The organism is Planktothrix sp. FACHB-1365 (genome assembly GCF_014697575.1).
Taxonomy (GTDB): domain Bacteria; phylum Cyanobacteriota; class Cyanobacteriia; order Cyanobacteriales; family Microcoleaceae; genus Planktothrix.
Genome location: NZ_JACJSC010000031.1, coordinates 21,827 through 46,588 on the forward strand (window position 1 = coordinate 21,827; position 24,762 = coordinate 46,588).

Annotated in this window: 18 protein-coding genes; 7 read left to right on the forward strand and 11 right to left on the reverse strand. The window is 39.3% G+C overall.

Features of this window, described 5'->3' with window-relative positions; all coding sequences use genetic code 11:
* Nucleotides 1–158: 158 nt before the first annotated feature.
* Entirely contained in the window at nucleotides 159–2,852 is a 2,694-nt protein-coding gene (locus H6G57_RS23840) for a TIGR03960 family B12-binding radical SAM protein (protein ID WP_190523194.1), read from the reverse strand.
* Nucleotides 2,853–3,329: 477 nt separating this feature from the next.
* Here H6G57_RS23840 and H6G57_RS23845 point away from each other — a divergent pair, with 477 nt between their 5' ends.
* Nucleotides 3,330–3,524 carry a hypothetical protein gene (locus tag H6G57_RS23845; protein WP_072719281.1) on the forward strand — a complete coding sequence of 65 codons (195 nt, stop codon included), beginning with the start codon at nucleotides 3,330–3,332 and terminating at the stop codon, nucleotides 3,522–3,524.
* 87 nt (nucleotides 3,525–3,611) lie between these two features.
* Here H6G57_RS23845 and H6G57_RS23850 read toward each other — a convergent pair whose 3' ends face one another.
* The 3 genes from H6G57_RS23850 to tadA all read right to left on the reverse strand — a co-directional run bounded on the left by H6G57_RS23850 (nucleotide 3,612) and on the right by tadA (nucleotide 5,407).
* Nucleotides 3,612–4,052 (reverse strand): hypothetical protein, encoded by a 441-nt coding sequence (locus tag H6G57_RS23850; RefSeq protein WP_190523196.1) that lies wholly within the window; start codon nucleotides 4,050–4,052, stop codon nucleotides 3,612–3,614.
* Between the two features lie 59 nt (nucleotides 4,053–4,111).
* The gene (locus H6G57_RS23855) at nucleotides 4,112–4,819 is read right to left on the reverse strand and encodes a 1-acyl-sn-glycerol-3-phosphate acyltransferase (protein ID WP_190523198.1); all 708 of its coding nucleotides are present in this window, start codon (nucleotides 4,817–4,819) and stop codon (nucleotides 4,112–4,114) included.
* Nucleotides 4,820–4,927: 108 nt separating this feature from the next.
* Nucleotides 4,928–5,407 (reverse strand): tRNA adenosine(34) deaminase TadA, encoded by a 480-nt coding sequence (gene tadA / locus H6G57_RS23860; protein ID WP_190523200.1) that lies wholly within the window; start codon nucleotides 5,405–5,407, stop codon nucleotides 4,928–4,930.
* A gap of 123 nt (nucleotides 5,408–5,530) precedes the next feature.
* Between tadA and H6G57_RS23865 the strand changes: the two genes are divergently transcribed.
* The 4 genes from H6G57_RS23865 to purF all read left to right on the forward strand — a co-directional run bounded on the left by H6G57_RS23865 (nucleotide 5,531) and on the right by purF (nucleotide 12,577).
* Complete coding sequence (locus tag H6G57_RS23865; protein WP_190523202.1) at nucleotides 5,531–5,740, forward strand: hypothetical protein; 210 nt, start codon at nucleotides 5,531–5,533, stop codon at nucleotides 5,738–5,740.
* Between the two features lie 64 nt (nucleotides 5,741–5,804).
* Nucleotides 5,805–6,914: a hypothetical protein gene (locus H6G57_RS23870; RefSeq protein ID WP_190523205.1), complete on the forward strand. Its 1,110-nt coding sequence runs from the start codon at nucleotides 5,805–5,807 to the stop codon at nucleotides 6,912–6,914.
* A 97-nt stretch (nucleotides 6,915–7,011) separates the two neighbouring features.
* Complete coding sequence (purL, locus tag H6G57_RS23875; RefSeq protein ID WP_190523207.1) at nucleotides 7,012–10,806, forward strand: phosphoribosylformylglycinamidine synthase subunit PurL; 3,795 nt, start codon at nucleotides 7,012–7,014, stop codon at nucleotides 10,804–10,806.
* A gap of 292 nt (nucleotides 10,807–11,098) precedes the next feature.
* A complete protein-coding gene (purF, locus tag H6G57_RS23880) occupies nucleotides 11,099–12,577 on the forward strand; it encodes an amidophosphoribosyltransferase (protein ID WP_190523209.1) in 1,479 nt (492 codons plus the stop codon).
* Nucleotides 12,578–12,668: 91 nt separating this feature from the next.
* On the opposite strand, the gene H6G57_RS23885 is transcribed toward purF, so the two are convergent.
* Both H6G57_RS23885 and hemW read right to left on the reverse strand, forming a co-directional pair.
* Entirely contained in the window at nucleotides 12,669–13,991 is a 1,323-nt protein-coding gene (locus H6G57_RS23885; protein ID WP_190523212.1) for a Rieske 2Fe-2S domain-containing protein, read from the reverse strand.
* Between the two features lie 204 nt (nucleotides 13,992–14,195).
* Complete coding sequence (gene hemW / locus H6G57_RS23890) at nucleotides 14,196–15,464, reverse strand: radical SAM family heme chaperone HemW (RefSeq protein ID WP_190523214.1); 1,269 nt, start codon at nucleotides 15,462–15,464, stop codon at nucleotides 14,196–14,198.
* Nucleotides 15,465–15,751: 287 nt separating this feature from the next.
* Here hemW and H6G57_RS23895 point away from each other — a divergent pair, with 287 nt between their 5' ends.
* Complete coding sequence (locus H6G57_RS23895) at nucleotides 15,752–16,831, forward strand: PIN/TRAM domain-containing protein (RefSeq protein WP_190523216.1); 1,080 nt, start codon at nucleotides 15,752–15,754, stop codon at nucleotides 16,829–16,831.
* A gap of 143 nt (nucleotides 16,832–16,974) precedes the next feature.
* Nucleotides 16,975–19,290: a diguanylate cyclase domain-containing protein gene (locus H6G57_RS23900; RefSeq protein ID WP_190523222.1), complete on the forward strand. Its 2,316-nt coding sequence runs from the start codon at nucleotides 16,975–16,977 to the stop codon at nucleotides 19,288–19,290.
* Here H6G57_RS23900 and H6G57_RS23905 read toward each other — a convergent pair.
* From H6G57_RS23905 to rplU, 5 genes are all read right to left on the reverse strand, one after another.
* A complete protein-coding gene (locus tag H6G57_RS23905; RefSeq protein WP_190523224.1) occupies nucleotides 19,266–21,461 on the reverse strand; it encodes an alkaline phosphatase in 2,196 nt (731 codons plus the stop codon). The two genes, H6G57_RS23900 and H6G57_RS23905, sit on opposite strands and share 25 nt — an antisense overlap.
* A 364-nt stretch (nucleotides 21,462–21,825) precedes the next feature.
* A complete protein-coding gene (locus tag H6G57_RS23910; RefSeq protein ID WP_190523226.1) occupies nucleotides 21,826–22,758 on the reverse strand; it encodes a class I SAM-dependent methyltransferase in 933 nt (310 codons plus the stop codon).
* Between the two features lie 144 nt (nucleotides 22,759–22,902).
* Nucleotides 22,903–23,391, reverse strand: coding sequence for a GNAT family N-acetyltransferase (locus H6G57_RS23915; protein ID WP_190523228.1), 489 nt, complete (start codon nucleotides 23,389–23,391; stop codon nucleotides 22,903–22,905).
* Between the two features lie 509 nt (nucleotides 23,392–23,900).
* Nucleotides 23,901–24,185: a 50S ribosomal protein L27 gene (rpmA, locus tag H6G57_RS23920; RefSeq protein WP_190523230.1), complete on the reverse strand. Its 285-nt coding sequence runs from the start codon at nucleotides 24,183–24,185 to the stop codon at nucleotides 23,901–23,903.
* Between the two features lie 54 nt (nucleotides 24,186–24,239).
* Nucleotides 24,240–24,617, reverse strand: coding sequence for a 50S ribosomal protein L21 (rplU, locus tag H6G57_RS23925; RefSeq protein ID WP_190523232.1), 378 nt, complete (start codon nucleotides 24,615–24,617; stop codon nucleotides 24,240–24,242).
* Between the last annotated feature and the right edge of the window lie 145 nt (nucleotides 24,618–24,762).

Here is a 24,762-nt window from a genome sequence, read left to right on the forward strand (position 1 = left end):
GTGGGTTTTTTACGACCTCGAACATTTTAACACAAAACTGAATAACAAGCCGTCCTAGAAGAGCTTGCCCTGAGTTTGTCGTTCGTGACGGGGTTTTAAACCCAACATTTCCGATAACACTGGATGAAATGCAAATTTTCTCAGTCTGTAGAACTTTGTTAGTCGTGGGTTAAAAGCTGCTGACGGTGGATGTGTAACAATTGAAACTCTTGCTGAGTCACTTGTTCTAACATCTCAATAATATGTTCCGGTCGCAGTTGTGTCCCATCATTGAGACAAGTTCCGACATAACGCAGCACTGTCCCTTCGGGGGAAATCATATCCAGTTCCTGTAACTGTTCTCGTAAATTGATTAATTTCTTTTTCCCTGATTTTGTAGTTTTTTCCCATAGAATTTCTGATCTGGCTTTAACACTATTAATCCACTCTAACCATTGGGGTGAATTTCCGGTTTCGGATTTCCATTGGATGGTTAAATGATATTCTGCTTGTTTAACAGCATCCGTTAAGGAAGGAGCATTGACCGGAATATCTTGGATAGAATATAGGGGTATTGTTTCGGGTAAACCTTCTGTTAATTTTTGGCGAAATTCTTCTAAATCAATCAATTCTGTTAATTCAAAATCAACAATTTCTCCGCTACTGGTTGCCCCTAATGGTAAGGCATAAGCAATAGAAATTCGCGGACTAGGGCGATATCCGGCGGTAAATGCTAGAGGAATAGAACCCCGACGAACCGCCCGATCTAATAATTTTAATAAATCCAAATGTCCGACTAACGCCATATCCCCTAATTTGCCAAACCAAACTCTTAACCGTTGAACTTTTTGAGTATTCGGAATAAATTCACCAGAAAATTGCGGAATAGCCGGAGGTTCTATCACAATATTATGACCAAAATCCGTTCCACAAACGCCACAATGGGAACATCCTTCAAAGGAACAATCAGCAACCGTCGCCGCTTCTAAAGCCCGTTTTAAATCTTCTTTTAACCAATTTTTATCAATTCCACTATTAATATGATCCCAAGGTAACGGCTGATCTAATAATCGTTCATAATCCTTTTCTTCCCTGTTCCCTGTTCCCTGTTCCCTGTTCCCCATTCGTAATTCGTAATTCGTAATTCGTAATTCCCTGTTCCCTGCTAATTGGATTAAACTCCATTCTCCGCTTTCAACTCGACGATATTTCCAACTTAAACCCGCTTCTTCGATCGCCTGTGTCCAAGCACCAAAAGCCCGATCTAAACTTTCCCACCAGGAGTCCATTCCCGCGCCGAGTTCCCAAGCTCTACGGACAACTGTTCCTAAACGGCGATCGCCTCGACCAACAAAATCCTCCATTGCTGATATTCTAACATCAGTAAAATTCGCTTTTACCCCTTTCATCCGGCGAAATTCATGCCTTAATAATTTTTGTTTCCGTTCAAATTCTGTGGTCGAAACTGAATGCCATTGAAACGGAGTATGAGGTTTGGGGGTAAAGTTAGAAATGGTTAAATTAAAGTTTAATTTTCTGCGATCTTGAGCCGAACATTCCCGTTGTAACCAAGCAACTGTTTCGGCTATTCCTAATACATCCGCATCGGTTTCTCCGGGTAAACCAATCATAAAATAGAGTTTAATTTTATCCCAACCTTGTTCAAAGGCAGTTTTAACTCCTTTTAATAATTCCTCATTGGTTAACCCTTTATTAATAATATCTCGCATTCGTTGAGTTCCCGCTTCTGGGGCAAAAGTTAACCCACTTTGTCGAGTTCCCCCAATAATATTGGCAATATTTTCATCAAAGCGATCAACCCGTTGACTCGGTAAAGCTAAATTAACATTGTAATCTTTGAGGCGGTTTTTAATTTCCATTCCCACCGAGGGTAAGGATAAATAATCAGAACAACTTAAAGATAATAAAGAAAATTCATTATAACCCGTTTCTTTCATGCCTTTTTCGACAGTTTGAATCACCGCTTCCGGTTCCACATCTCGCGCCGGACGAGTTAACATTCCCGGTTGACAAAAGCGACAACCCCTCGTACAACCCCGTCGAACTTCAATCACTAATCGATCATGAACCGTTTGGACATAAGGCACAAATTTAATCGAATAAGCGGGCATTGGGGCGGCAACCCGTCTTAAAATTTGAGCGGGAATATCAGCCCGTAATGGATGAACAGAACCTTCTTCTGACATCTGATAAAATTGGGGAACATAAACCCCTGGAATTTGCGCTAAATCTAATAAAACTTCTTCTCGATTTAAGTTATTCTTCTTACCTTCTTCTAATATTAATCCAATTTCGGGTAATAATTCTTCGCCATCTCCTAACGCAATAAAATCAAAAAAATCAGCATAAGGTTCAGGGTTAGAAGTTGCCGTTTGTCCTCCCGCAAAAATTAATGGATAATGGAGTTGATTCGGATTAGTTTCAGTTTCCCAAACCGAATAATTTTGTCGCTCTTTCCACGTTAAAGGAATGTGCGCTAAATCTAACATTTCTAGGATATTAGTTGCCCCTAATTCGTAGCTGAGGCTAAATCCTAAAATATCAAAATCAATTAAAAAACGACGGGACTCAACCGCAAATAAAGGCGTTTGGGTATCGCGTAATTTTTGAGCAAAATCCGGTGCTGGAAGATAGGCGCGATCGCACAATTGCCGAGGTTGAGTGTTTAAAATATTGTAGAGAATAACATGGCCTAAATTAGAGACTCCCACCTCGTAAACTTCAGGATAAGTTAACGACCAACGCACGCGGGCGGACTCCCAGGGTTTACGTTTCGCGCCTAACTCCTGACCCAAATAACGTGCAGGTTGGTGAATTTCCGGTGTAATCAGTTGTTCTACTGCGACAGCCAAAGTCAACCTCACCTTTATTGAATCTTGTCATCTGATCATTGTAGCAGCCTTCTGTAATTCGTTGGGGGTCAAATCCTAGAGTAAAAATGTTACTCTGATCAGGGTATTGTTTTTTTCAGTAAGAATTGTTGTGTAACTGATTAAATAAGGGGATTAGGCTAAAATACGAGAACCCTATTTAGGAAAAAATAGTAACAATTAACACATGAATTAATATCCGTAAATGGAATCAAATGTTTTAAACTGAAATCGCCCACAATAGATTTATTTTTCCGGCCATCTTTTCAATAGCAGGTAAGAATGTATCCAAAAACACTGAAAAATATACCCGAAGTTGGATTGACTGGGGACGGAATAAATGTTGGTAAAGTTCCCATCCCTTCAGTGATAAGGATCACTCAACAAAAAAGGACTCGATCACCATCAGATCAGGAAATTCATAAGACAATAAAGATATCTGAGTTGTCTGTACTTACCATGTCCGCAACTAATATGATTCGTAAACTCGTTGAAAAAGCACTCTATTTCAAATGTCTGACCCCGGAAATCGAAAATGCAATTAACACAGAATTAACCCGACTGGGTTATATTTCAGATGTTGATTATGAAGCCTTAGAATTGTTAATGGAAGAAATGGATGCAGGTCGTATTCGATTAATTTCTAGCCATTAATGAGTTCACAGTTTAAAATTTTGATATAGCCAAATAAAATATTTTCAGCGATTAGCTGGACGGTGCTTACTAAACGTGTTTTTCAGTTCATTTAACATCAACTTCAGGGTGATCAACAGACTGAAAAACATCAGGATAAGCTTGCCAAACGAGACGAATAAACTCTCGCAATTGTTGGTGAGCAGAACAAGCATTAACGGGTTTAATTCCCGGAAAATCAGCCTCTGGAGCGTCTAACTGAGCTAAGAAGGGAATCACCTCCGTATCTAAAGCGGCTCTAAATAACTGAGTCGGCCAAATTAAATCAGGGCTTTGTTGCAAATTGTACAAAATCAAGGATTCTGGAGTATTCGGAAAATCCAAATAATCACCTTGATCCTGCTCGGCTAACCTTTCAATTAACATCAAAGGGCGTACCCAACACACTCCCCGAAATTCGACAACTTGAATGACTTCTGCATATAAACAACGGTTGAGATGATTTAATCTCACAATCTGACCGGGCTGGAAATTCAAGCTAGAGTTCATTCGTATTGATTCAATCCAAACAACATATTGCTGACTCTTAATCTTGATTATAACGGTTATTACTGATCAATTTGATGGAGAGCAAATTCTAAATCTTGCATCAGAGATTGAGCATTTTTCTTAATCGAACCTTGAGCATAATCAAGAACCGATAAGGGCGAACCAATCCTAACTTGAACACGAGCACCTTGATGGGGGATAATCGGATCATACTGTAAGGACATCGGTACAATTTTAATCCCTAAATTGTGATAGCTAGTTTCCGCTTGTAGTGCTAAACGAGCGAGTCCCGGTTTGAGCGGGTGAACTTGATGATCCTGAAAAATATTACCTTCTGGAAAAATGACTAACATTTCTCCTTGGTGAAGTAATTCTACCCCATAACGGAGGGTGGCAATAGTCGGGTGTTTTTGATTCACCGCAAACCCCCCTAAATGACGAATAAACCAGCCTTGGAGTCCTTTCATTTCATCCACTGTCACCATAAATCGTAAATCTCGTCCGGTGACATGGCGACCCGTCGCAAAGGGAACGATCAGGGCATCCCAACGAGAACGATGGGTCGGTGCTAAAATAACAGGGCCTTGTTTGGGAAGATGTTCTTGGCCAATGACTTCCAGGGATTTGAAATAGAACGGTAAAACAAAATATCGTCCCAAGGGGTAAACCAGGGAAGCTAACCAGGGGGAAACATCAGAATTAGTGGGTGTTTCCTTTGTCGGGATGGACATTCTTGCAGAAGATTGATGAGAGTCAAGGATGAGCATAATGGTTTTCTGGATCAAATAAACCTCTTAACTTTAGATTAAAAAGTTTAAAAGGGATTATCTATGGGGTTCAGGACAGTTTTTCTATTGTCTGTTTAGCAAAGCTGTTCAATGGCGTTTTTGAGCAAACCAAGCTTGTAACTGTTGACGACAGGAAGATTCTAATATTCCTCCTAAAACCGATAACCGATGAAACGAACAAGCACTATCAGGAAGGTTCGCAACGGTGCGAATAGTACCCGTTTTAGGATCGTCTGCACCATAAACTAATAACCCTAAACGAGCTTGTAAAATTGCTCCGGTACACATCGGACAGGGTTCTAAAGTAACGTAGAGGGTACAAGTATTGAGATGCCAATTTTTTAAGATTTTACCTGCTTCCCGTAGCACTAATATTTCTGCATGAGCCGTCGGATCATAGTCTCGTTCTTTGCGGTTTTGAGCTTGGGCAATTAATTGATTATTCTGATCAATAATAATAGCTCCAACGGGCACTTCTCCCGCTTCTCCCGCTTGTTGCGCTAATTCTAAGGCTTGATTCATCCAATATTGATGGATGGAATAATTGTTAATTTGGGGGAAGATCATGAGGCAATTATGGGAAATACCGAATGGATCATCTTGTAGCAGGCTCTCCCGACTTAGGGGTATTGAAATCTATCCTATGGGATAATTAATCAAAAGATGGGTCAATACATTGAGGTTTAACAAATGACAACTTTTCATGATGTAGTCGAGGTGATCAAAAGTCTTTCTACGGATGAAAAGCAAGAAATTTCAATCTTGCTCCAGCAATACATCCGTGAAGAACGCCGTGATCAGATCTATGATAACTTTCAGTTGGCGCAGGTAGAAGAGCAAAAAGGAGAATTGAAGTTTTCCTCTAATATTAATGAACTAAAACAACTGATAGAGGAATGAGCATAGAATAATTTTTAATTTGGGGAATAGTCATTTTAGATCACCATAAAACTGCATTAATTTTATGAGATACCTTGAAAAAGATCATGCTCAGGATTTGTATAGGGATCTTAAAAAAAAGTTTGTTAATAGAATTCCGCCTATTATCTGTTCCATAAAAGGTGCTGGTGTTCATTGGTGTTGTTGGGTAAAATCTGGTTTTAAGATTTGTTCTATAGAATGCTTTGATCAGTTTGGAACTCCTGAATATTTTATCTCATTTGGGAAAAATTCTAAAAGAGTAGCGACGGGACGGACATCCTCAAAACTTGATACAATTAACGCGGTGGATGACTGGATTCGAGGGGACGAACTTTCTATCCTCTACAAGAAGTTTTCATTTATTGACCGATGCAAACGAGATATAATCAACGTCTATAAGGATTTAGTTGCTGCTGATCCAAACTTATCGAAATTAGTCAAGATTGAGCGTTGTCTTTCCTATAACTATAAACTTTGGTTTGAAAGTGATGATCGAAAATACAATATTGCTTTTGATCATCAAAGCCAAATTCTAAATGCAGCTTTCTATGGAAATAATACCCTACTATTTACCCTCAAAACTCAAGATCGAACAAGTTTGGCAAAACTTTTAAAGCGGTGGATATGCGATCGCGCCTTACTCTCCCAAATCCAAACAGAATTTCCTTGGGTTGAGATGGAAAATCTTGCCGATTTTTACGAGCAAGAAAACTTAATTGAAGGTAAACGGATTCAAAGTTGGGACAGCCTGGAAAAATTTTACGCGCCTAGTAGATTCTTGTCTATGAACAATGAACTCGCTAACCTTATGACGGAACTGGTAAAGTCTATGAGAAAAGAAGGCTATGATCAATATTTTATGGCTTCACAAGCACATGATATATTATTCTTATCATCCTTCAAAAAAAATGGAGATTTGAGTAATTTTTCTTTGAGTTTTTCGGGAGAATGTGAGAGAGCCCAAGTTGATGGCAAAGAAACATTAATTCAAGGATTGAAAGTTACTTATTCTGTGGCGGGTAAAACCATTGAGGAATTTGAAGAAGATCAGATCATTTTAACCCCAAGAATTCGCCATCTTTTGCATCAGTTAGTAAAACATCAGATTAACTATAGCAATCCGCGCCTTCGAGACGGAGGTTGTAATGATTGACAACTGACATGAAACAGCCAGAAGTATTATCCCTGTTCCCTGTTCCCTTTTAATATAAAATAAATAATGCTGTCTGCAAAGTGCGATCGCTTAACCCATGTCTACCGAAATTAATTGTCCCTTTTCTGCTGAAGAAATCGCCTCTGAAGGCATTAAACCCGAAGAATATGAAGAAATAGTCCGACGCTTAGAACGACACCCCAATAAAGCAGAATTGGGGATGTTTGGCGTGATGTGGAGTGAACACTGTTGTTATAAAAATTCCCGTCCCCTCCTCAAACAATTTCCCACCACTGGAGAACGAATTTTAGTTGGCCCCGGAGAAAATGCCGGAGTGGTAGACTTTGGGGATGGACTACATATAGCCTTTAAAATCGAATCCCATAATCACCCTTCAGCTATTGAACCCTTCCAAGGCGCTGCAACAGGAGTGGGGGGAATATTAAGAGATATCTTTACAATGGGGGCGCGTCCTATTGCTGCATTAAATTCTTTACGGTTTGGTTCTTTAGAAGATTCCCGAACTCGACAAATCTTTAAAGGGGTTGTTTCTGGTATTTCTCATTATGGGAATTGTTTAATTGCCAGTGAAAGGTTCGTGTGGCGGGATAATCAGGGGATTTATTTTGACACCATTGGTAATTTTGTTGAATCTCGTCTTCTCCCTAACGAAACGACAACTGAACTTAATCAAGCTCTTGGTATTGCAACACTGTCCATTGACCCAAAAACTCAACAAAGCTGTTGGCAACCTGTTACCAGGGTGTTTAAGCGACAAACTCAAACTCTGATTACCTTCCGCACGGCATTAGGACGGACTTTAACGGTGACTCCTGATCATTTAACTTTACTATTAGAAGATGGGCAATGGTGTGTGCGAGAAGCTAAGTTGCTAAAAGAAGGGGATTTAATTCCCTTACTGATTAATTTACCTTTACCCGATTTTCAAGCTGTTGAGGAGATTCCTACCCTAGATTTATTAGAAACCTTAAATAACTCTCATCAAGGGCGACACAATGTTTATGTTCAACTGCCTGAAACGTGGCAACCAACAGAAACCATTCGGGCTGAATTATGCCGATTAGAACCCTCGGCTACTAACCGTTATCAATATATTCATAAACGTTATTTGCCTTTACCCTATTTCCTACAATTAGAAACGCTTCTGAATGTGCAACGATTGGATATTTTGCTATTCCGTAGAAGTGGTAAAGCTAACTACATGAAAGCCGTAATAAAACCTGATGAAACCTTTGCTCGTTTCCTCGGCTATTATCTTTCAGAAGGGTGTGTTTCTGCTAACGGTAATACTTACAAAATTATCCTGACATTTGCTTTACATGAACAAGAATATGTTGATGATGTTGTACAGGGATTCAAAGATTTAGGACTACGCCCCTGTATTGAAAAACGACAATCAACAATTGCTGTTTATGCGACATCTTGGCTTTTAGGATATGTCTTAAAAGAGGTTTGGCAATGTGGACAAGGTGCAGCAAATAAAGCTTTTCCTAGTTTTGTTTTTACATGGCCCAAACATTTACAAAGAGAAGCCTTAAAAGGATTAATGCGAGGGGATGGTTCCTTTACGACCAAAACAAACGGCAGTCATGCTAAAATTGCCTTTGGTTCGACTAGCCAAAAATTATTTGAACAAGCTTTAGCATTAATTCAAAGCCAAGGTGCAGTCCCTTCTATTCATTATCGCCCTTCTGCTACTGGAGAAATTGAAGGTCGCCCTTATCAAAGTTTACCATTTTGGGAATTAGAAGTGAGTAATATTTCAGGACTCACTTCTTTGACTCAAATTTTTTCTCAAGATCGAGATGAACAACTGGTTGAGGCTTTAAATCGTTATCAGGGAAATCGATATTCTTTCCCTCGTTTTGAAGTTTCTAATGAGTTAGCTTTTGTTAAAGTTAGAAGTGTGGAAACTCACAATGTTGAATTGTGTAATGTCTACGATGTTGAAGTAGAGAATACTCACTTATTTGTGACAACATCTGGAATTGTAACTCACAATTGTTTCGGGGTTCCCACCGTTGGGGGAGAGGTTTATTTTGATCCGGCTTATAATGGAAATCCCCTAGTTAATGCGATGGCAATTGGGTTAATGGAAACCCCAGAAATTGTTAAATCTGGAGCTTCAGGAATTGGAAATCCCGTTTTATATGTAGGGTCAACAACCGGACGGGATGGCATGGGTGGCGCGAGTTTTGCTAGTGCCGAATTAAGCGAAGAATCGATCCAAGATCGCCCCGCAGTACAAGTGGGAGATCCGTTTTTAGAAAAGTCTTTAGTTGAAGCGTGTTTAGAAGCGTTTAAAACCGGGGCGGTGGTAGCAGCCCAAGATATGGGAGCCGCAGGAATTACCTGTTCAACGTCAGAAATGGCGGCAAAAGGTGGAGTCGGAATTGAACTGGATTTAGACTTAATTCCGGTACGAGAAACGGGGATGGTTCCCTATGAATATCTGTTATCGGAATCTCAAGAACGAATGTTATTTGTGGCTCAAAAAGGACGAGAACAAGAGTTAATTGAGATTTTCCATCGATGGGGATTGCAAGCGGTTGTTGCAGGAACAGTCATTGCAGAACCCATCGTTAGAATTTTATTTAAAGGGGGAATTGCGGCGGAAATTCCAGCCGATGCTTTAGCAGAAAATACACCTTTATATCCGCGAGAAATATTATCAGAACCCCCAGAATATGCTCAAAAAGCATGGCAGTGGACACCGGAATCTTTACCTCAATCTACAATATCAGGACTGGAAATTAACGGAGAATTTCAATCGTGGAATCAGGTTTTATTAACATTATTAGATACTCCTTCTATTGCTTCTAAACGCTGGGTTTATCGTCAATATGATCATCAAGTTCAGAATAATACGGTTTTAGTTCCTGGGGGCGGAGATGCAGCAGTAATTCGCTTACGCCCCTTAGAACCTATTCCGAATTTTCAAGGGTCAGTTAATAAGGGATTAGCAGCAACGGTAGACTGTAACTCTCGGTATGTCTATCTTGACCCCTACGAAGGAGCGAAAGCAACAGTTGCCGAAGCTGCCCGGAATTTAAGTTGTGTGGGGGCTGAACCTGTGGCGGTGACGGATAACTTAAATTTTGGCAGCCCGGAAAAACCCATCGGATATTGGCAATTAGCCGAAGCTTGTCGGGGAATTTCTGATGGCTGTAAAGCGTTTAATACTCCTGTTACGGGGGGGAATGTGTCGCTTTACAATGAAACCCTTGATGCAGAGGGAAATCCTGAATCTATTTATCCGACCCCAGTGGTGGGAATGGTGGGATTAATTGCGGATTTAACGAAAATTTGTGGCCAAGCTTGGCAAAATTCAGGGGATTTAATCTATCTTTTGGGGGATGACAAAACTTTACCCACGTTAGGAGCATCTGAATATCTGGCTGTAGTTCATCACACCATTGCAGGGAAACCGCCACGAGTGGATTTTGAGTTAGAACAAAAGGTACAAGCGGCTTGTCGGGAAGGCATTCGTCAAGGATGGATTCAATCGGCCCATGATTGTGCAGAAGGAGGGTTAGCGGTGGCCTTAGCTGAATGCTGCATGAGTAGTCAAAAAGGCGCAATGGTTAAGCTGAGTTTAAGTTCTACCGCTTCTGTCCGTTGGGATAATATTCTGTTCGCAGAAGGCGGGGGACGGATTTTGGTTTCTGTTAATCCTGAAAATCAATCCGTTTGGGAAACCTATCTACAACAACAGTTAGGAGTAGAAAACGACATTTGGCAAAACTTAGGTTCTGTGGGGTCGGTGTCTGAATCTTTACAAATTCTCACGGCTGATGATCAGAGCTTAATAGAGGTTAATGTTGCAGAAATGCAGGTTTCCTATGAAAACGCTATTGAACGACGGTTATGAATAATCACTGATCAGTCGAGAAATAGACAGTTGATTCACTCGCATAGCGGGAGTCTGTACAGGCGGGTTCATTAAGATGTTAACCAATGATCAAAATCTGAGTCCTACACACTGATAACTGATCACTGATCACTGATGACTGATTTTATTTCCTGATCCGTGTCAAATAAGCTACAGTAAAGAGGGACAAGATTAAGAGAATATTAACTTTTTAGTCATTCTACCTCTATAATCCAGTAGCGTTATATCGTTCCCACCATCTGACTTTGCCAATCAGGAGCCAAACCGTAACATGATTCCAAACGATTCCCTTGATACGCACTCTGCCCAGGTTGATGATCACAGACCTGATAAACCAGAAGAAGCCTGTGGCGTTTTTGGGGTTTATGCTCCGGGTGAGGATGTTGCAAAACTGGCTTATTTTGGTCTGTACGCGCTCCAACACCGAGGCCAAGAATCCGCCGGAATTGCCACCTTTGAGGGCGACAAGGTACATCTACATAAAGACATGGGTTTAGTGTCCCAAGTCTTCAACGAAGTGCTATTAAACGACCTCGTTGGCCATATTGCGGTGGGCCATACCCGCTATTCCACCACGGGATCGAGTCGGGTGGTGAATGCTCAACCTGCGGTCGTCTCAACTCGTTTAGGTTCCCTCGCGTTAGCACATAATGGTAATTTAGTCAATACTGGGGAATTGCGTGAGGAATTAACCAAGCGTGAATTTGACTTTCTGACCACGACGGATAGCGAAATGATTGCCTTAGCCATCGCCTCAGAAGTCAATAATGGCAAAGATTGGTTGGAAGGAGCGTTAAGTGCCTTTAACCTCTGCCAAGGAGCTTATAGTTTAGTCATAGGTACTCCAAAAGGATTAATGGGAGTGCGTGACCCCAATGGAATTCGACCTTTAGTGATTGGAACGTTACCGACAAATCCCAAACGGTATGTTTTAGCCTCAGAAACCTGCGGATTAGATATTATTGGGGCAGAATATCTGCGGGATGTGGAACCTGGGGAACTGGTTTGGATCAGCGAAGAAGGAATGGCATCCTTTCACTGGAGTCCGAAACCTGCGCGGAAATTGTGTGTGTTTGAGATGATTTATTTTGCCCGTCCTGATAGTGTCATGTGTGGCGAAAGTCTCTATAGTTATCGCATGGAAATTGGGCGGATTTTAGCCAGAGAATCCTTTGTAGATGCGGATATTGTCATCGGCGTTCCCGACTCTGGAATTCCCGCCGCCATTGGATTTTCCCAAGAGTCCGGCGTTACTTTTGCTGAAGGTTTAATTAAAAATCGTTATGTGGGACGGACGTTTATTCAACCGACCCAAAGTATGCGCGAGTCGGGAATTCGCATGAAGTTAAACCCGTTAAGGGATGTATTAGAAGGTAAACGGGTGATTATTGTGGATGATTCAATTGTCCGAGGAACAACCAGTCGCAAAATTGTTAAGGCGCTACGGGATGCGGGTGCAAAAGAAGTTCACATGAGAATTTCTTCTCCTCCAGTAACCCATCCTTGTTTTTATGGAATTGATACGGATAGTCAGGAACAATTGATTGCGGCGACGAAATCTATTGAGGAAATTCGTCAACAAATTGGGGTAGATACTTTAGCTTATTTGAGTTGGGAAGGAATGTTAAAAGCAACACGGGAAGATCCCAATACCTTCTGTTCGGCTTGTTTTACTGGGAATTATCCGATTGATATTCCTGAAAAAGTAAAACGCTCTAAATTAATATTAGAAAAATCGGTAACGGTTTAAAGTAGGATGAGCTTCGCCCATCAAAATCCTATTCAGGATAGAGTTTTGATGGGCTGTTTTTTTAGGGTGTTTTGAGCGGGAAAAATTCATCCTACTTTTTGTCTGCGTGAATATAATCCACGAAATAAAATTTAGGCTCTAAATAATATTTTAATCCTCCATATATTCCTAATCCTAAAAGGGCGATCGCCATTAAGGGAAATCCCCAGTGTGACCGAAGAGAATCTGACATTAAGGCTACAGTAGAAACCGTTAATACGAAGTAAATTAATAACCCTAATTGTAACCGTTGAATATTTTTTAAAGCATTTCGACAGCTACTACAATGTTGGGTATGTTGGTGATAGATATCCATAACTTGACGACGGTTATCATTAACAGGGGAATATTCAGGAACCGGAATATTAAGCTGTTTCCAAGGTAACTGTCCGTGACAATATTCCTCAAACCATTTACGAAATTCAATAATTAAACGATCAGCACTGGTTGGCATTTTATAAGCGGTTTTCCAGGTTTGATTCGGGTGATTTTGTTGTAACAAGCGTTCCTGTTGATGCAGTAGCATCATATCACTATCCATGACTAAATTCCGCAACATAATATGCTCCCACCATCGAGGTTTAATCTGAACTAAGGTTTTATTAAAGTTTTGAGGAAAGAAACCAATTAATCGTGATTTTCCGGGTAAAACAGGAATACAATAAGCCACAATTCCTACTTTTTTACCGTTAGGGAATTCAATTTGATATTCTATATAACAAGGGGGATGAAATTTAATTGTACGACCTGCAACAGAGATTGTCGCTTCAAGAGTCTGGATTGTTGATTGGAGAATTTCAAACGTAATCGGTTGAGCATTTTCTCGTCTTCCTTGTAACCCATGATGAGCAAAAGCAACGTGACTGGGATCAACTAAATTTTCGACTAACGTTTGCCAATCATAGTCTAATTCTCGAAAAAAAGAACTCCAAACAAATCCTTTTTTAGCATCAATTTGAGGGGATAAAGCTAAGGGAGTTTTTGCAGCTAATTCAGGAGATAATGGATCAGTCCAAACCCATAAAATTTCCTGTTGTTCACGGGTGGGAAAGCTTTGAACACAAAATTTATCTTTCACTAATTCCGGGTTTTCGGCTTGGGGAATTCGGGTACACACACCTTGAGAATTGAATTCCCAACCGTGATAACTACACATTAAATTTCCCGTTTTTTCATCAATTCTGCCTTCACTTAAGGGGGCTAAACGATGGGGACATTCATCTAAAAAGACTTGATATTGTTGTTGATCTTTGGGTTTCCAAATCACTAAACGCATTCCCAATAGGGTGATTTGTTTGGGATATTTGGGGTCAAGATCGGCTAGAAGAACTAGAGGATACCATTGTTGGAAAAAGTTAAATTCGGGTGTTGTCATCTCTTTTTCTCCTAAGACTTACAACAATATAGCAAGTCTAAATGAATTGTACACTCATCATGATATCAAGATTATTAACCCTAAAAAATGGACACAAATTCGGTGTGTAGGGGCGAGGCGCGCCTCGCCCCTAGGATTATTCGGATTTCCAGCTATTTGTACAAATGATTTAGACTTGCTATAGAGAAGAGGATTAAACCTCAACTACAGTTCGCTTAATCCGGCGAATACTGTTGATAGAATTTGATTGGATACTAAGAAACCATCGGGGTCAGTTAATCGGATTAAGCCTTGATTAAAGTTAGGTTGAATTAAATTCTGATTAATATCTAAAAATTGAACTAAACCTTCTTGATAAAAAGGCATTAATAGTGTTATAATATTGTGTAGTGTATCTGTTCCGAATTGTTGGGATAATGCTTCTAAATTAATGCCTTCTGATAACCGTAATCCTAACATTAAGGTTTCTAATAATTGTTCTTGAGTTGTATTCACAAATTCACTCATATCATCAGAATGATCCCCTTTCACCCAAGCATAATATTCTAGGCGTTTTCGAGGTCTTGTTAAACGATAACCTTGAAGATAACTCGCCGCACCCATGCCAAACCCATAATAGGATTGTTTTTTCCAATACACTAAATTATGCTGACATTGAAAACCCGGTTTGGCATAGTTTGAAATTTCATAATGTTCGTATCCTGCTTGTGTTAATAATTGTTGAGCTAAACGATACATTTGAGTTGTAGCTTCTTCAGAAGGTAAAGGAAATTCACCCGGAGTATAATAGCGGGAAAAAGGCGTTTTATCTTCGACAATTAAATCATAAATCGAAACATGATTAGGGTTAATTTGTAATAGTTTTTTTAGAGACAATTCCCAATCTTTGAGGGTTTGTTCAGGTAAACCAGAAATTAAATCTAAACTCCAGTTTTGAATTCCTACTTTTTCAATAATATTAATCGCGGTAAAAACTTCCTCAACGGTATGCGATCGCCCTGCTAATTGTAATAATTTATCTTGAAAGGCTTGAACCCCTAAACTCACCCGATTGATTCCTAGATTCACAAAACCCTGTAATTTTTCTCGATCAAAGGTTCCGGGGTCAACTTCCATGGAAATTTCTGCATTTTTAGCAATACCCAATTTTTGATCAACGGTGTTTAAAATCCTCTGAAGCTGATGAACAGATAATAACGAAGGAGTTCCCCCTCCCAAAAAAATTGTATTTAAGTTAGAAGCTGGAACAATTACAGATTCTTGATCAATTTCTTGACATAAAATATCGACATAATCTTGAATCATTGTAGAATTATCCCCGTGTTTGCGATCGCCCACAACCGCAACAGCAAAATCACAGTAAAAACAACGGCGACGACAAAAAGGAATATGTAAATAGGCAGATTTGGGCGGTTCTAAATCTTGAAATGATACCGGAGGCTGAATTTTGTTAACAAGAGGATTAGCATTCATGGAATTTTATCAACATTTGTATCTTCAATTCTAAATTGTTTGTAAAGAAATTAGAAGTTTGATTAGGTATGAAACAGTAAACCTTGAACCCATCAAGATGTAGAGAGTATAGGTACAAGCGGGTTTAGAGTGATCTCGAATGCCAAACTTAAGGGAGGATGGATAGATGCAGTCGGTTTTCCCTAACACTTGAATACAGATCAGGTTTCCGACAGAAGATATAATAGTACCCAAACCTGCGGATATCCTCAACAGGATTTCCAACCCACTTCCATCGGCTTAAAATCATGCTAGATGCAATCATTATTATTTTATTCATAATAGCTGGTGCTGGAACGGGCTTCTACGGCATTGAATTGCTTCCGAAACCTGTACTCGATCAAGTCACCAATATCGAAGGACTGCGATCCGTTACAGGTGCATTTACCGCCTTAATCGGAGGCGTGATGGGTTTAGTGGTGCAAACCACCTATCGCCGTTTAGAAGAACAAATTCGTCAGATGCCACTGGATGTTTTAATCACCCGTGCGATTGGTTTAGTGATTGGATTATTAGTGGCTAATTTAATGTTAGCGCCTTTATTTTTACTGCCTATTCCCCGTGAAGTTGGGTTTATTAAACCCTTGTTAGCGGTGTTATGCAGTGTCATGTTTGGATTTACTGGGGTTAATTTAGCGGATACTCACGGACGAGCATTTTTCAGAATTATTAATCCCAATAGTTTAGAATCAATGTTGTTGGCAGAAGGAACCCTAAAACCTGCCTATACAAAAGTCATTGATACAAGCTGTATTATTGATGGCCGGATTGAAAGTTTGTTAGAAACGGGTTTCATTGAAGGGCAAATTTTAGTTCCTCAGTTTATTTTACAGGAATTACAATTAGTAGCCGATGCTTCTAATGATCAAAAACGAATCAGGGGACGGCGAGGATTAGATATTCTCAACCGTCTGCGGGAAGACTATCCTGATCAAATTTCCATTCATCCGGCTGATTATGAAGAACCTCAAACAGTGGATGCAAAATTAGTGAGATTTGCTCAAGAAATTAACGGCACGCTGTTAACGAATGATTACAATTTATCCAAAGTCGCAACGGTACAGCAAGTTCCAGTTCTGAATATTAATGATTTAGCTCAAGCCATTCGTCCCTCCTATTTACCAGGGGATATTATTGAGTTAAAAATTAGAAAAGAAGGAAAAGAACCTTCTCAAGGAATTGGCTATTTAGATGATGGCACAATGGTTGTCGTGGAAGATGGAAGTGAATATGTCGGAGATCAGGTGCGCGTTATTGTGACCAGTTCTCTACAAACTTCCGCAGGTCGAATGATTTTTGCTCGTCCAGAACATTCGGTTTTAGCTTAAATTACCAAATTCAGCCCTAAAATAAAACCTGGTTTCTCTCAAAAATCTTAAAAATAAGATTTAATGGGGATAGAGAGACTGGGTTTTTAGCTGATCATAAGCTATTTATTGATCAGCCAATTCACAAAATCCAGGGAGGATTTATGGCAGAAGAACTAACAGATTGTTCCTATAACCCAGAAAGCCCGTGTCAAAAGCTAAAGATTCAAGTTCAACAATTAAAATTACAACTGTACGAAGAACAACAAAACTGCAAACAGTTAGAAAACCGACTCCGAAGTCAAGAAAAATATCGAGAAATTGTAGAAACGCAAACCGAATTAATTTGTCGATTTCTACCGGATGGAACAATTACTTTTATTAATTTAGCCTTTAGTCGTTATTTTAATCAATCTTTTCAGGAATTAATAGGAAAAACGATTTATTCCTTAATTCCCCCAGTCGAACATCAACCCTTAAAAACTTACCTCCAAAGTTTATCTCTCCAAGCTTCAGTCGGTACTTACAAACACCCTATTATTCTATCTTCTGGAGAAGTTCGTTGGCAACAATGGATTCATCAAGCTTTCTTTAATCAACAGGGTGAGACAATTGAATATCAGGCGGTTGGACGAGATTTGACTGAATGTAAACCCGTAGAGGAAGAATTAGAATTTGCTAAAGAACGATTTGAAGTAGCGATTACTGCTTCTAATGATGGATTTTGGGATTGGGATTGGGTAACGGGAGAAATTTATTTTTCGCCCCGGTGGAAAGAAATGATTGGGTATAAAGATGAAGAATTACCGAATCTTTTATCCTCTTGGAAAAAAGTGATTTTCTCCGAAGATCGGATCGCAGCTTTAAAACGAATTGAAGACTACAATAGTGGAAAAATTGATCGATTTTTAGCAACACAACGATTTTATCATAAAAACGGATCAACGGTTTATATTCTCAGTCGTGCGATTCATTTTAAAGATGATCAAGGGCGTGTGATTCGGATGGTTGGGGCGCATACTGATATTACAGAATTAGTTAATGCTCAAGAAGAGTTGAAACAAAAAACAGAAATTTTACAAATGATTATTGATCATATTCCGATTATGTTAGCCTTTTATAATTCTCAAGGTGAAATCAAATTCATTAATCGAGAATTAGAGCAAGTTTTAGGATGGTCTTTTGAGGAAATTCAACAGATGAATCTCCTAAAAGCTTGTTATCCTGATCCAGAATATTGTCAGGAAGTTATCGATTTTATGTTAAGTGCAACGGGCGAGTGGAAAGACGTGAAAACTCTGACTCGACAGGGGAAACTTTTAGATACAGCTTGGGCAAATATTCGGTTATCTAATGGAATGCAGATTGGCATTGGACAGGATATTACCAAACGAAAAAAAGCCGAAGTTGCTATTAAACAACAAATTAAATGGGAACGATTAACTCGAAAAATTACAACAAAAATTCGCCAGAGTTTAAATTTAGATGAAATTCTGCAAACAACGGTTGATGAAATTCGAGAATTATTAGATTGTGATCGCGTTGTTTGTTTAAAATTTTTGGCGAATCAAACCAGTCAAGTAATTACTGAATCTGTCGCACCGGGTTGGGTTTCTGTTTTAAATGAAACTTTCTCAAATAAGGATTTTCCTCAAGAATATTATCAACGCTATTGTCAAGGTTATCCTCGAATTATTCCTGATATTACACAAGATCTTTTACTGCCTTGTTTAGTCGATTATTTACAAAGTTTAAGGATTAAATCAAAGTTAATTTTTCCTATTATTGAAGATAATAATTTATGGGGATTATTAATTGTTCATCAATGTCGATATCAACGAAATTGGCAACAATCAGAAGTCAGTATTCTTCTTTCTTTAGCTTCTCAAGTCAGCATTGCGATTCAGCAATCTCAACTTTATCATCAACTAGAAGATGTTAATCAAGAATTACATCGTCTTGCTACGATTGATGGATTAACTCAAGTTGCTAACCGTCGTTATTTTGATACCTATTTATTCTCAGAGTGGAAACGGTTAGCACGGGAACAATTGCCCTTATCTTTAATTTTATGTGATGTAGACTTTTTTAAACGTTATAACGATATGTATGGACATTTACAAGGCGATAAATGTCTAAAAAAAGTCGCTGAAATCTTAACAAAATTAGCCAAACGTCCAGCAGATTTAGTGGCTCGTTATGGCGGGGAAGAATTTGCTATTATTTTACCCAACACAGACCAATATGGGGCGATTACTGTCGCTCAATTCATTCAAAAGGAATTCGCTCAAGTTAAAATGATTCACCCCGATTCCCCCCATCGTTATATAACTTTGAGTCAAGGGATAACCACTTGTATTCCTCTTCCTAATACTCATTTTGATCGGTTGATTCAAAGGGCAGATGACGCACTTTATGAAGCTAAAGCAAAAGGGCGAAATCAAGCTATTTTTTATCAAACGGAATTAATCACAAACTGACTAATGACTTCTGGCTGACGATTAATAATATTAGCAGGACTTGTTTTAATATCGGTTTCGGTATAAGGTTCAATTCCGTAGACGTTGACTTGTAACTGTTGGGTTTGTTCATCTACCACAAATTCTGTCCAGCCAAAATTATGCACTGCAAAATAAGACCCTTGCATTAACTCAGCTTTTCCTTGAGTTTCATCTAAACCAATCGGATTATTATATCCCAATTGATTTAATTGATTATTAAGAATATTTTGAACCAATTGATCTTTACTAGAAGCCGTGTCTAAAGTTTGATAAAAATCCTTTGTCTCTTGAGTAATGGTATCAATTGAACTCAAGTTAATCATTTCTGAACCAAAAGTTGCGGGAATCAACTCCTCCCCTAAATTCAATTGCTGACCTATAGGCCCTACGGTAATTTCAATCGCATCGGTTTGAATTTGAGGTTGATCAAAACTTAATTGATAGGTTAACTCATTAACAATGGTTCCATCTGCACCGCCTGAGACAAATATCACATTCTGAATATTATTTTGATCAATAAATTGTAATAAATCCGTGCGTTCCGCCGCATAACCTTCCCAACGGTCAGCCGACTCAAACAGTCCTAAATTTTGCATGGGAACCGGAGAAAAAATAAATTTCCAAGTGACTCCGGCGTTTTGGGCATCTAATAAATTAGTCTTTAAATCTTGTAACTGAACTTTACCTAATAACGTCCGGTTGGGGTCAAAAGAAGACGCTAAAAATTGATTAATTTGACTGTCTAAAGCCGGGTCAGGAACTTGAGTTAAAGGTGCATCTCGAAAGGAACGGGCATCTAAAACAAATAACGCTCCATCCTGACCAAAAGGTTGAAATCGATAGAGTTTTTGTTGATTAGCCGTGCGTGGATCTCCGGTTTCTCCATACACTTGATTTCCCACAGGATTATAGTCTTTCCAAGCTTCTAAACCGATATTAAATTGATTGGTATCATTAATAAATTGTCCTTCATTTCCAAAAAAGAATTGTTGAGGAGATAAGGCAGGATTTTCACCTCCCGCAAAATTCTGAATTAAATTTTGATCATTCCAAGTCCCATATAAAGTTGTGGAAGCTTGCAAATTTGCCCAAGGATTAAGCTCTAAACGGGGGGAAACAATTTCATTATATTTGGTTCTAAAATCTAAGGGTGTTGTTGCTTGTTGAACATCGGGTAAATCGGGGGAAATTGTATCCGCAGAAATGGTATTTCCCAATTGTACAAAAAAGTCTAAATTGCGTTCGGGAACGTTATTGACAGACATATAAGGCATTAATTCTCCTTGTCCGTCTGCTGTTGCTCCAAATCTTAATTCTGTTTGAATATCGAGGGGTGCTGGCGTGCGAAAATTCCCCACCGATGATACCCCTTGAGCATTGGTAAATCGATAAAAATATTGAGTATTAGGTGCTAAATTATTGACTTCTAATTTAACAGGTTCAGTAATATCGGTGACGGTGGTATTGAGAACACCAATAGGATTAAAAAAACTGAGATTAGTCGCATATTCTAACGTAATCGGCCCCGCCGCAGAACTCCGTGTCCAAAATACCGTTGAAGTTGCCGTTGTATCCCCCGTTGCTACTCGATTAGGTAAACTAGACCCCTCTGGGTCAATAAAGGGGGTAAACCGTCGATTTTCCGCAGCCCCAATATTAATATAATGTTGAATTCCCGTGAGTTCATCTCGTTCAACCGCAGCCGCAGCATCGGGATTTTGAGCTAAATAATAGCTAGAATTATAGAGGGGTGTGGGGCTACGATCTTCAAATTGTCCGAATTCAATAAAATGTTCAATTCCCGTAATATTACCTTGGGCAACGGCTTGGGCAACATCAGGATTTTCGGTTAAATAATAAGAGGTATTAAATAAAAAACTGGGGTTACGATTTTCAAATTGTCCTAGGGTAATATAATGTTGAAAACCACTAGCAAATGCTCCACTATTAACGGCTTGGGCAACATCAGGATTTGTACTTAAATAATAAGATTCATCATAGAGGGGACTGGGTTGGCGAACTTGAAATTGACCCGACTCAATAAAGTGTTGAAATCCATTGGCAATTACCCCACTCTGAACAGCCGCAGCAACATCGGGATTTTGAGCTAAATAAAAGGATTCATTAAATAAACCATTGGCTTCTAACATAAACGTAATTTAATGAAATGAACTGATAACCTTTAAGGGCGAGGTCATCTCCAAAGTCCGTCAACTTCAGCCAAAAATTTCTGATTATAGCTAGGATCTGATCCCCCTAAATCCCCCCTTCGGCAGGCTCAGGGCATAGCCTTAAAAAGGGGGACTTTGATCTCCTGTTCCCCCCTTTACAAGGGGGGTTAGGGGGGATCTAAGACACTTAAAACAATCAATGAACTTTCGGTAATCAGCCTACTTTTAGCCTTAAAGTTGACACTGATAAGTCATCTCACCCCTACATCCGAAAATGCTCATTTATGGCTAATAGGACTCAATTTAATATCCTATAGTTCCCCAGTTTTAAAGCGGAATCTATTTAAACTGATCTCGCACAAGCAATAATGGTTCGGTGACGAGGGCTATTAAAATTAATCGTAGGACGATGAAATCCTGCATCCATTATGGCTTGTTCAATATCTAATGTAAAATATTCATCTAAATAAGGTTCTGTACTTTTTAACAACGTAAAAACATAGGGGGGCATTTTCTTGAATTGTTCTGATTGCGGATTCATATCCATAATTGCCAAATGACCATTTGGACGTAATAAACGTCGTGCTTCGTGGAAAATTTCACGGGTGGGAGCTTGGGGTAATTCGTGACAAATTAAACACAGAGAAACTAAATCAAAAGAAGCACTGGGTAAACTTGTTGATTCTGCTGTCGCATGAACCCATTGGGGAGGATATTTCCAATTGGATTGTTTTTGGGTATTATAGGTAGCAACTGCTAAAAAATAAGGCGATAAATCTACACCCGTCAACTTCGCATCAGGAAAAGTTTCTTGCAAAGCTAATGTACTCATTCCCACACTGCATCCCAAATCTACAATATCTTGGGGAGGAGTCGGTAATTGAGCTTTTAAAATATCATGATAACTTTGTCGCAATTTAGCATCACCCTGGGCTCCTGCTTCTGGCCAAATTTTAGCATGAACCGCATAGGCCGCAACTTCGACTTCAACGGCGGCTTGCAAACTTAGATTTCCATCCTCATAGGCGTGGAAGGACGTAACATAATAATCGGGATATTGCAGATTGGGGTTTTCAACTTGAGATAATTCTGCATCCCAATTCCGGGCGAGTAAGGTTTCCGTCTGTTTTCGCCAAGGAACTCCCATTTTTTCAGCCCGTTTAATCATCATTTGTCGGGCTTGGTGTTTAGCAAAATTGCTGAGAGGTTTAACCGCTAAAATCCCGTTGACGAAGCGGGACATCAATTCAGGTTTGGAGGTTGTGCTGACCGTCATGATGGGTATCTGAGTATTTACATCTATGTTTCTTAGTGTTTCACGATGGGGAATTTTTGTCACCTCTGAAGGGGAAAAAAGAAACGACAGTTCTCAACAAAACTTATAATTTTAATCGCTAAATTTGTGCTACAGACGGGGTTTTTAGGTTTGTTGTGAGGAATAAACGCTTGTTAAGTCTGGTTTTTGACTCTTCATTTCTAACAGTTGATTATTCAAAACCATTGTGGTACTTGAATTATATTCAAACCCAATATGTTCATAAAATTTTTGTTGATAGGTTGTCATTAAATAAACTCGTTCAACGCGACACATTTTGGGATGACTTAATACGGTTTGGACTAATTTTCGTCCCAGTCCACTCCCTTGATAATCAGGATGAATTACTACATCCCAAATATTCGCGCGATAAATGCCATCAGAAGTTGCTCTTGCAAACCCAATCATTTGCTCATAATCCCATACTGTAACAACAGGTTCACTATTACTAATGGCAATTTTTAAATCTTCTTGGCTTCGATCTTTTGCCCAAAATGCAGCGAGTTGAAATAGAGCTTGAAGCTGGTTTAAATCAATGTTAGTACGAGAATCATTAAATAAGATATGATGGTGATCCGGTGAAACAGCTTTCATAGAAAATAATCCTTTAAATGATTTTCAGCAACCGATAACCACTGATAACTGTTAAGAAACTGATGAATTTTAACTCAAGATTAGCACGTTAAAGCAGATCCAGTTTAATCTACTGAAACCAGGTGCTATGGAACAGATCAAAGTTCATTGATTGTGTGGCGAATTTAACAATATTCAAAAAAATACGCCTCTTTTCCAGATGGTAACTGGACTGATATTGAGTGTTTTTCTTGAAATAAATCCTATAACATAGGGATAGAATAATCAAGAGTTTAGGATAAAATATGAGCGTTTAATGACATTTGCAGCCAGACGGTGAGATTTTCCCTAGAACACTCTCAGAAATTCTGTAATTTCAGTAACTAATTGCCTGATTTCACCTGTTTTTTCACCCTTAAATAAAGGGGTGCGTGCGCTGTACTTACGCACCCTACAAGGGTTGAATCATGCTAAATTTTTTTAATAAAAAACGGGCTATTTTAGCCCGCTTTAACAAGAGATAAAATTAATTAAGCTTCAACTGCTGCGGGTTCAGCTTGAGGAACAGCGTAAACACTAATTTTTTGGCGAGTTTTACCTTTACGTTCAAAACAAACAACCCCATCAATTTTGGCGAATAAGGTATCATCGCTACCGATACCCACATTGTTACCGGGGTGGAATTTGCAACCCCGTTGACGAACTAAAATATTACCCGCGCGAACAACTTGACCGCCATAACGCTTGACACCCAAGCGCTGGGCGTTAGAGTCACGACCGTTACGAGTGCTACCCGTCCCTTTCTTATGAGCCATTGTATTCTCCCAATGAAATAATCAGTATGTTAGATAGTCTGACGCAATGTGGTGTTACTCTTCTGTCGCTGGCCCAGACTCTGCGGGTTGTTCTTCCCGCTTCGCCACGACAGACCCATTCAGAGAAATAGAATCAATCATCAACCGAGTAATTTCTTGGCGATGACCTTGTTTTTTGCGGGTTTTCTTCTTCGGACGCATTTTATAAACAATAATTTTCCGTCCCCGCAGATGGCGCATCACAGTTCCTTCAACCGTCGCCCCACTCACTAAAGGCTGACCAATTTGAACGTCGCCGTCATGATTGACTAACAGAACTTTATCAATGGTAATTTGTTCATTTTCTTCGGCGGCTAATAGTTCAATATCGTAAAACCGACCGGGTTCTACTTTAATTTGTTTACCGCCTGTTTCAATAATTGCGTAACTCATGGAATTTTGGGTTAAGGTTGCCGTACAGGTAGCCCAAAAACACTGAAAGCACGTTCAACCCTTAACAGGTTAATGAACTTTGTGTCTTTTTCGAGCGTTTGCCATGTCTGCACCTGTTCCGAGCAAGGTTTAGACACAATCTCTT

Coding starts and splice junctions, on each gene's coding strand:
- H6G57_RS23865 (WP_190523202.1), top strand. CDS start 5,531: ATGACAACTTTTCATGATGTAGTCGAGGTGATCAAAAGTCTTTCTACG.
- H6G57_RS23915 (WP_190523228.1), bottom strand. CDS start 23,391: ATGAAAGCTGTTTCACCGGATCACCATCATATCTTATTTAATGATTCT.
- tadA (WP_190523200.1), bottom strand. CDS start 5,407: ATGATCTTCCCCCAAATTAACAATTATTCCATCCATCAATATTGGATG.
- H6G57_RS23905 (WP_190523224.1), bottom strand. CDS start 21,461: ATGTTAGAAGCCAATGGTTTATTTAATGAATCCTTTTATTTAGCTCAA.
- hemW (WP_190523214.1), bottom strand. CDS start 15,464: ATGAATGCTAATCCTCTTGTTAACAAAATTCAGCCTCCGGTATCATTT.
- H6G57_RS23885 (WP_190523212.1), bottom strand. CDS start 13,991: ATGACAACACCCGAATTTAACTTTTTCCAACAATGGTATCCTCTAGTT.
- H6G57_RS23900 (WP_190523222.1), top strand. CDS start 16,975: ATGGCAGAAGAACTAACAGATTGTTCCTATAACCCAGAAAGCCCGTGT.
- purF (WP_190523209.1), top strand. CDS start 11,099: ATGATTCCAAACGATTCCCTTGATACGCACTCTGCCCAGGTTGATGAT.
- H6G57_RS23845 (WP_072719281.1), top strand. CDS start 3,330: ATGTCCGCAACTAATATGATTCGTAAACTCGTTGAAAAAGCACTCTAT.
- rplU (WP_190523232.1), bottom strand. CDS start 24,617: ATGAGTTACGCAATTATTGAAACAGGCGGTAAACAAATTAAAGTAGAA.
- H6G57_RS23870 (WP_190523205.1), top strand. CDS start 5,805: ATGAGATACCTTGAAAAAGATCATGCTCAGGATTTGTATAGGGATCTT.
- H6G57_RS23895 (WP_190523216.1), top strand. CDS start 15,752: ATGCTAGATGCAATCATTATTATTTTATTCATAATAGCTGGTGCTGGA.
- purL (WP_190523207.1), top strand. CDS start 7,012: ATGTCTACCGAAATTAATTGTCCCTTTTCTGCTGAAGAAATCGCCTCT.
- rpmA (WP_190523230.1), bottom strand. CDS start 24,185: ATGGCTCATAAGAAAGGGACGGGTAGCACTCGTAACGGTCGTGACTCT.
- H6G57_RS23910 (WP_190523226.1), bottom strand. CDS start 22,758: ATGACGGTCAGCACAACCTCCAAACCTGAATTGATGTCCCGCTTCGTC.
- H6G57_RS23855 (WP_190523198.1), bottom strand. CDS start 4,819: ATGCTCATCCTTGACTCTCATCAATCTTCTGCAAGAATGTCCATCCCG.
- H6G57_RS23850 (WP_190523196.1), bottom strand. CDS start 4,052: ATGAACTCTAGCTTGAATTTCCAGCCCGGTCAGATTGTGAGATTAAAT.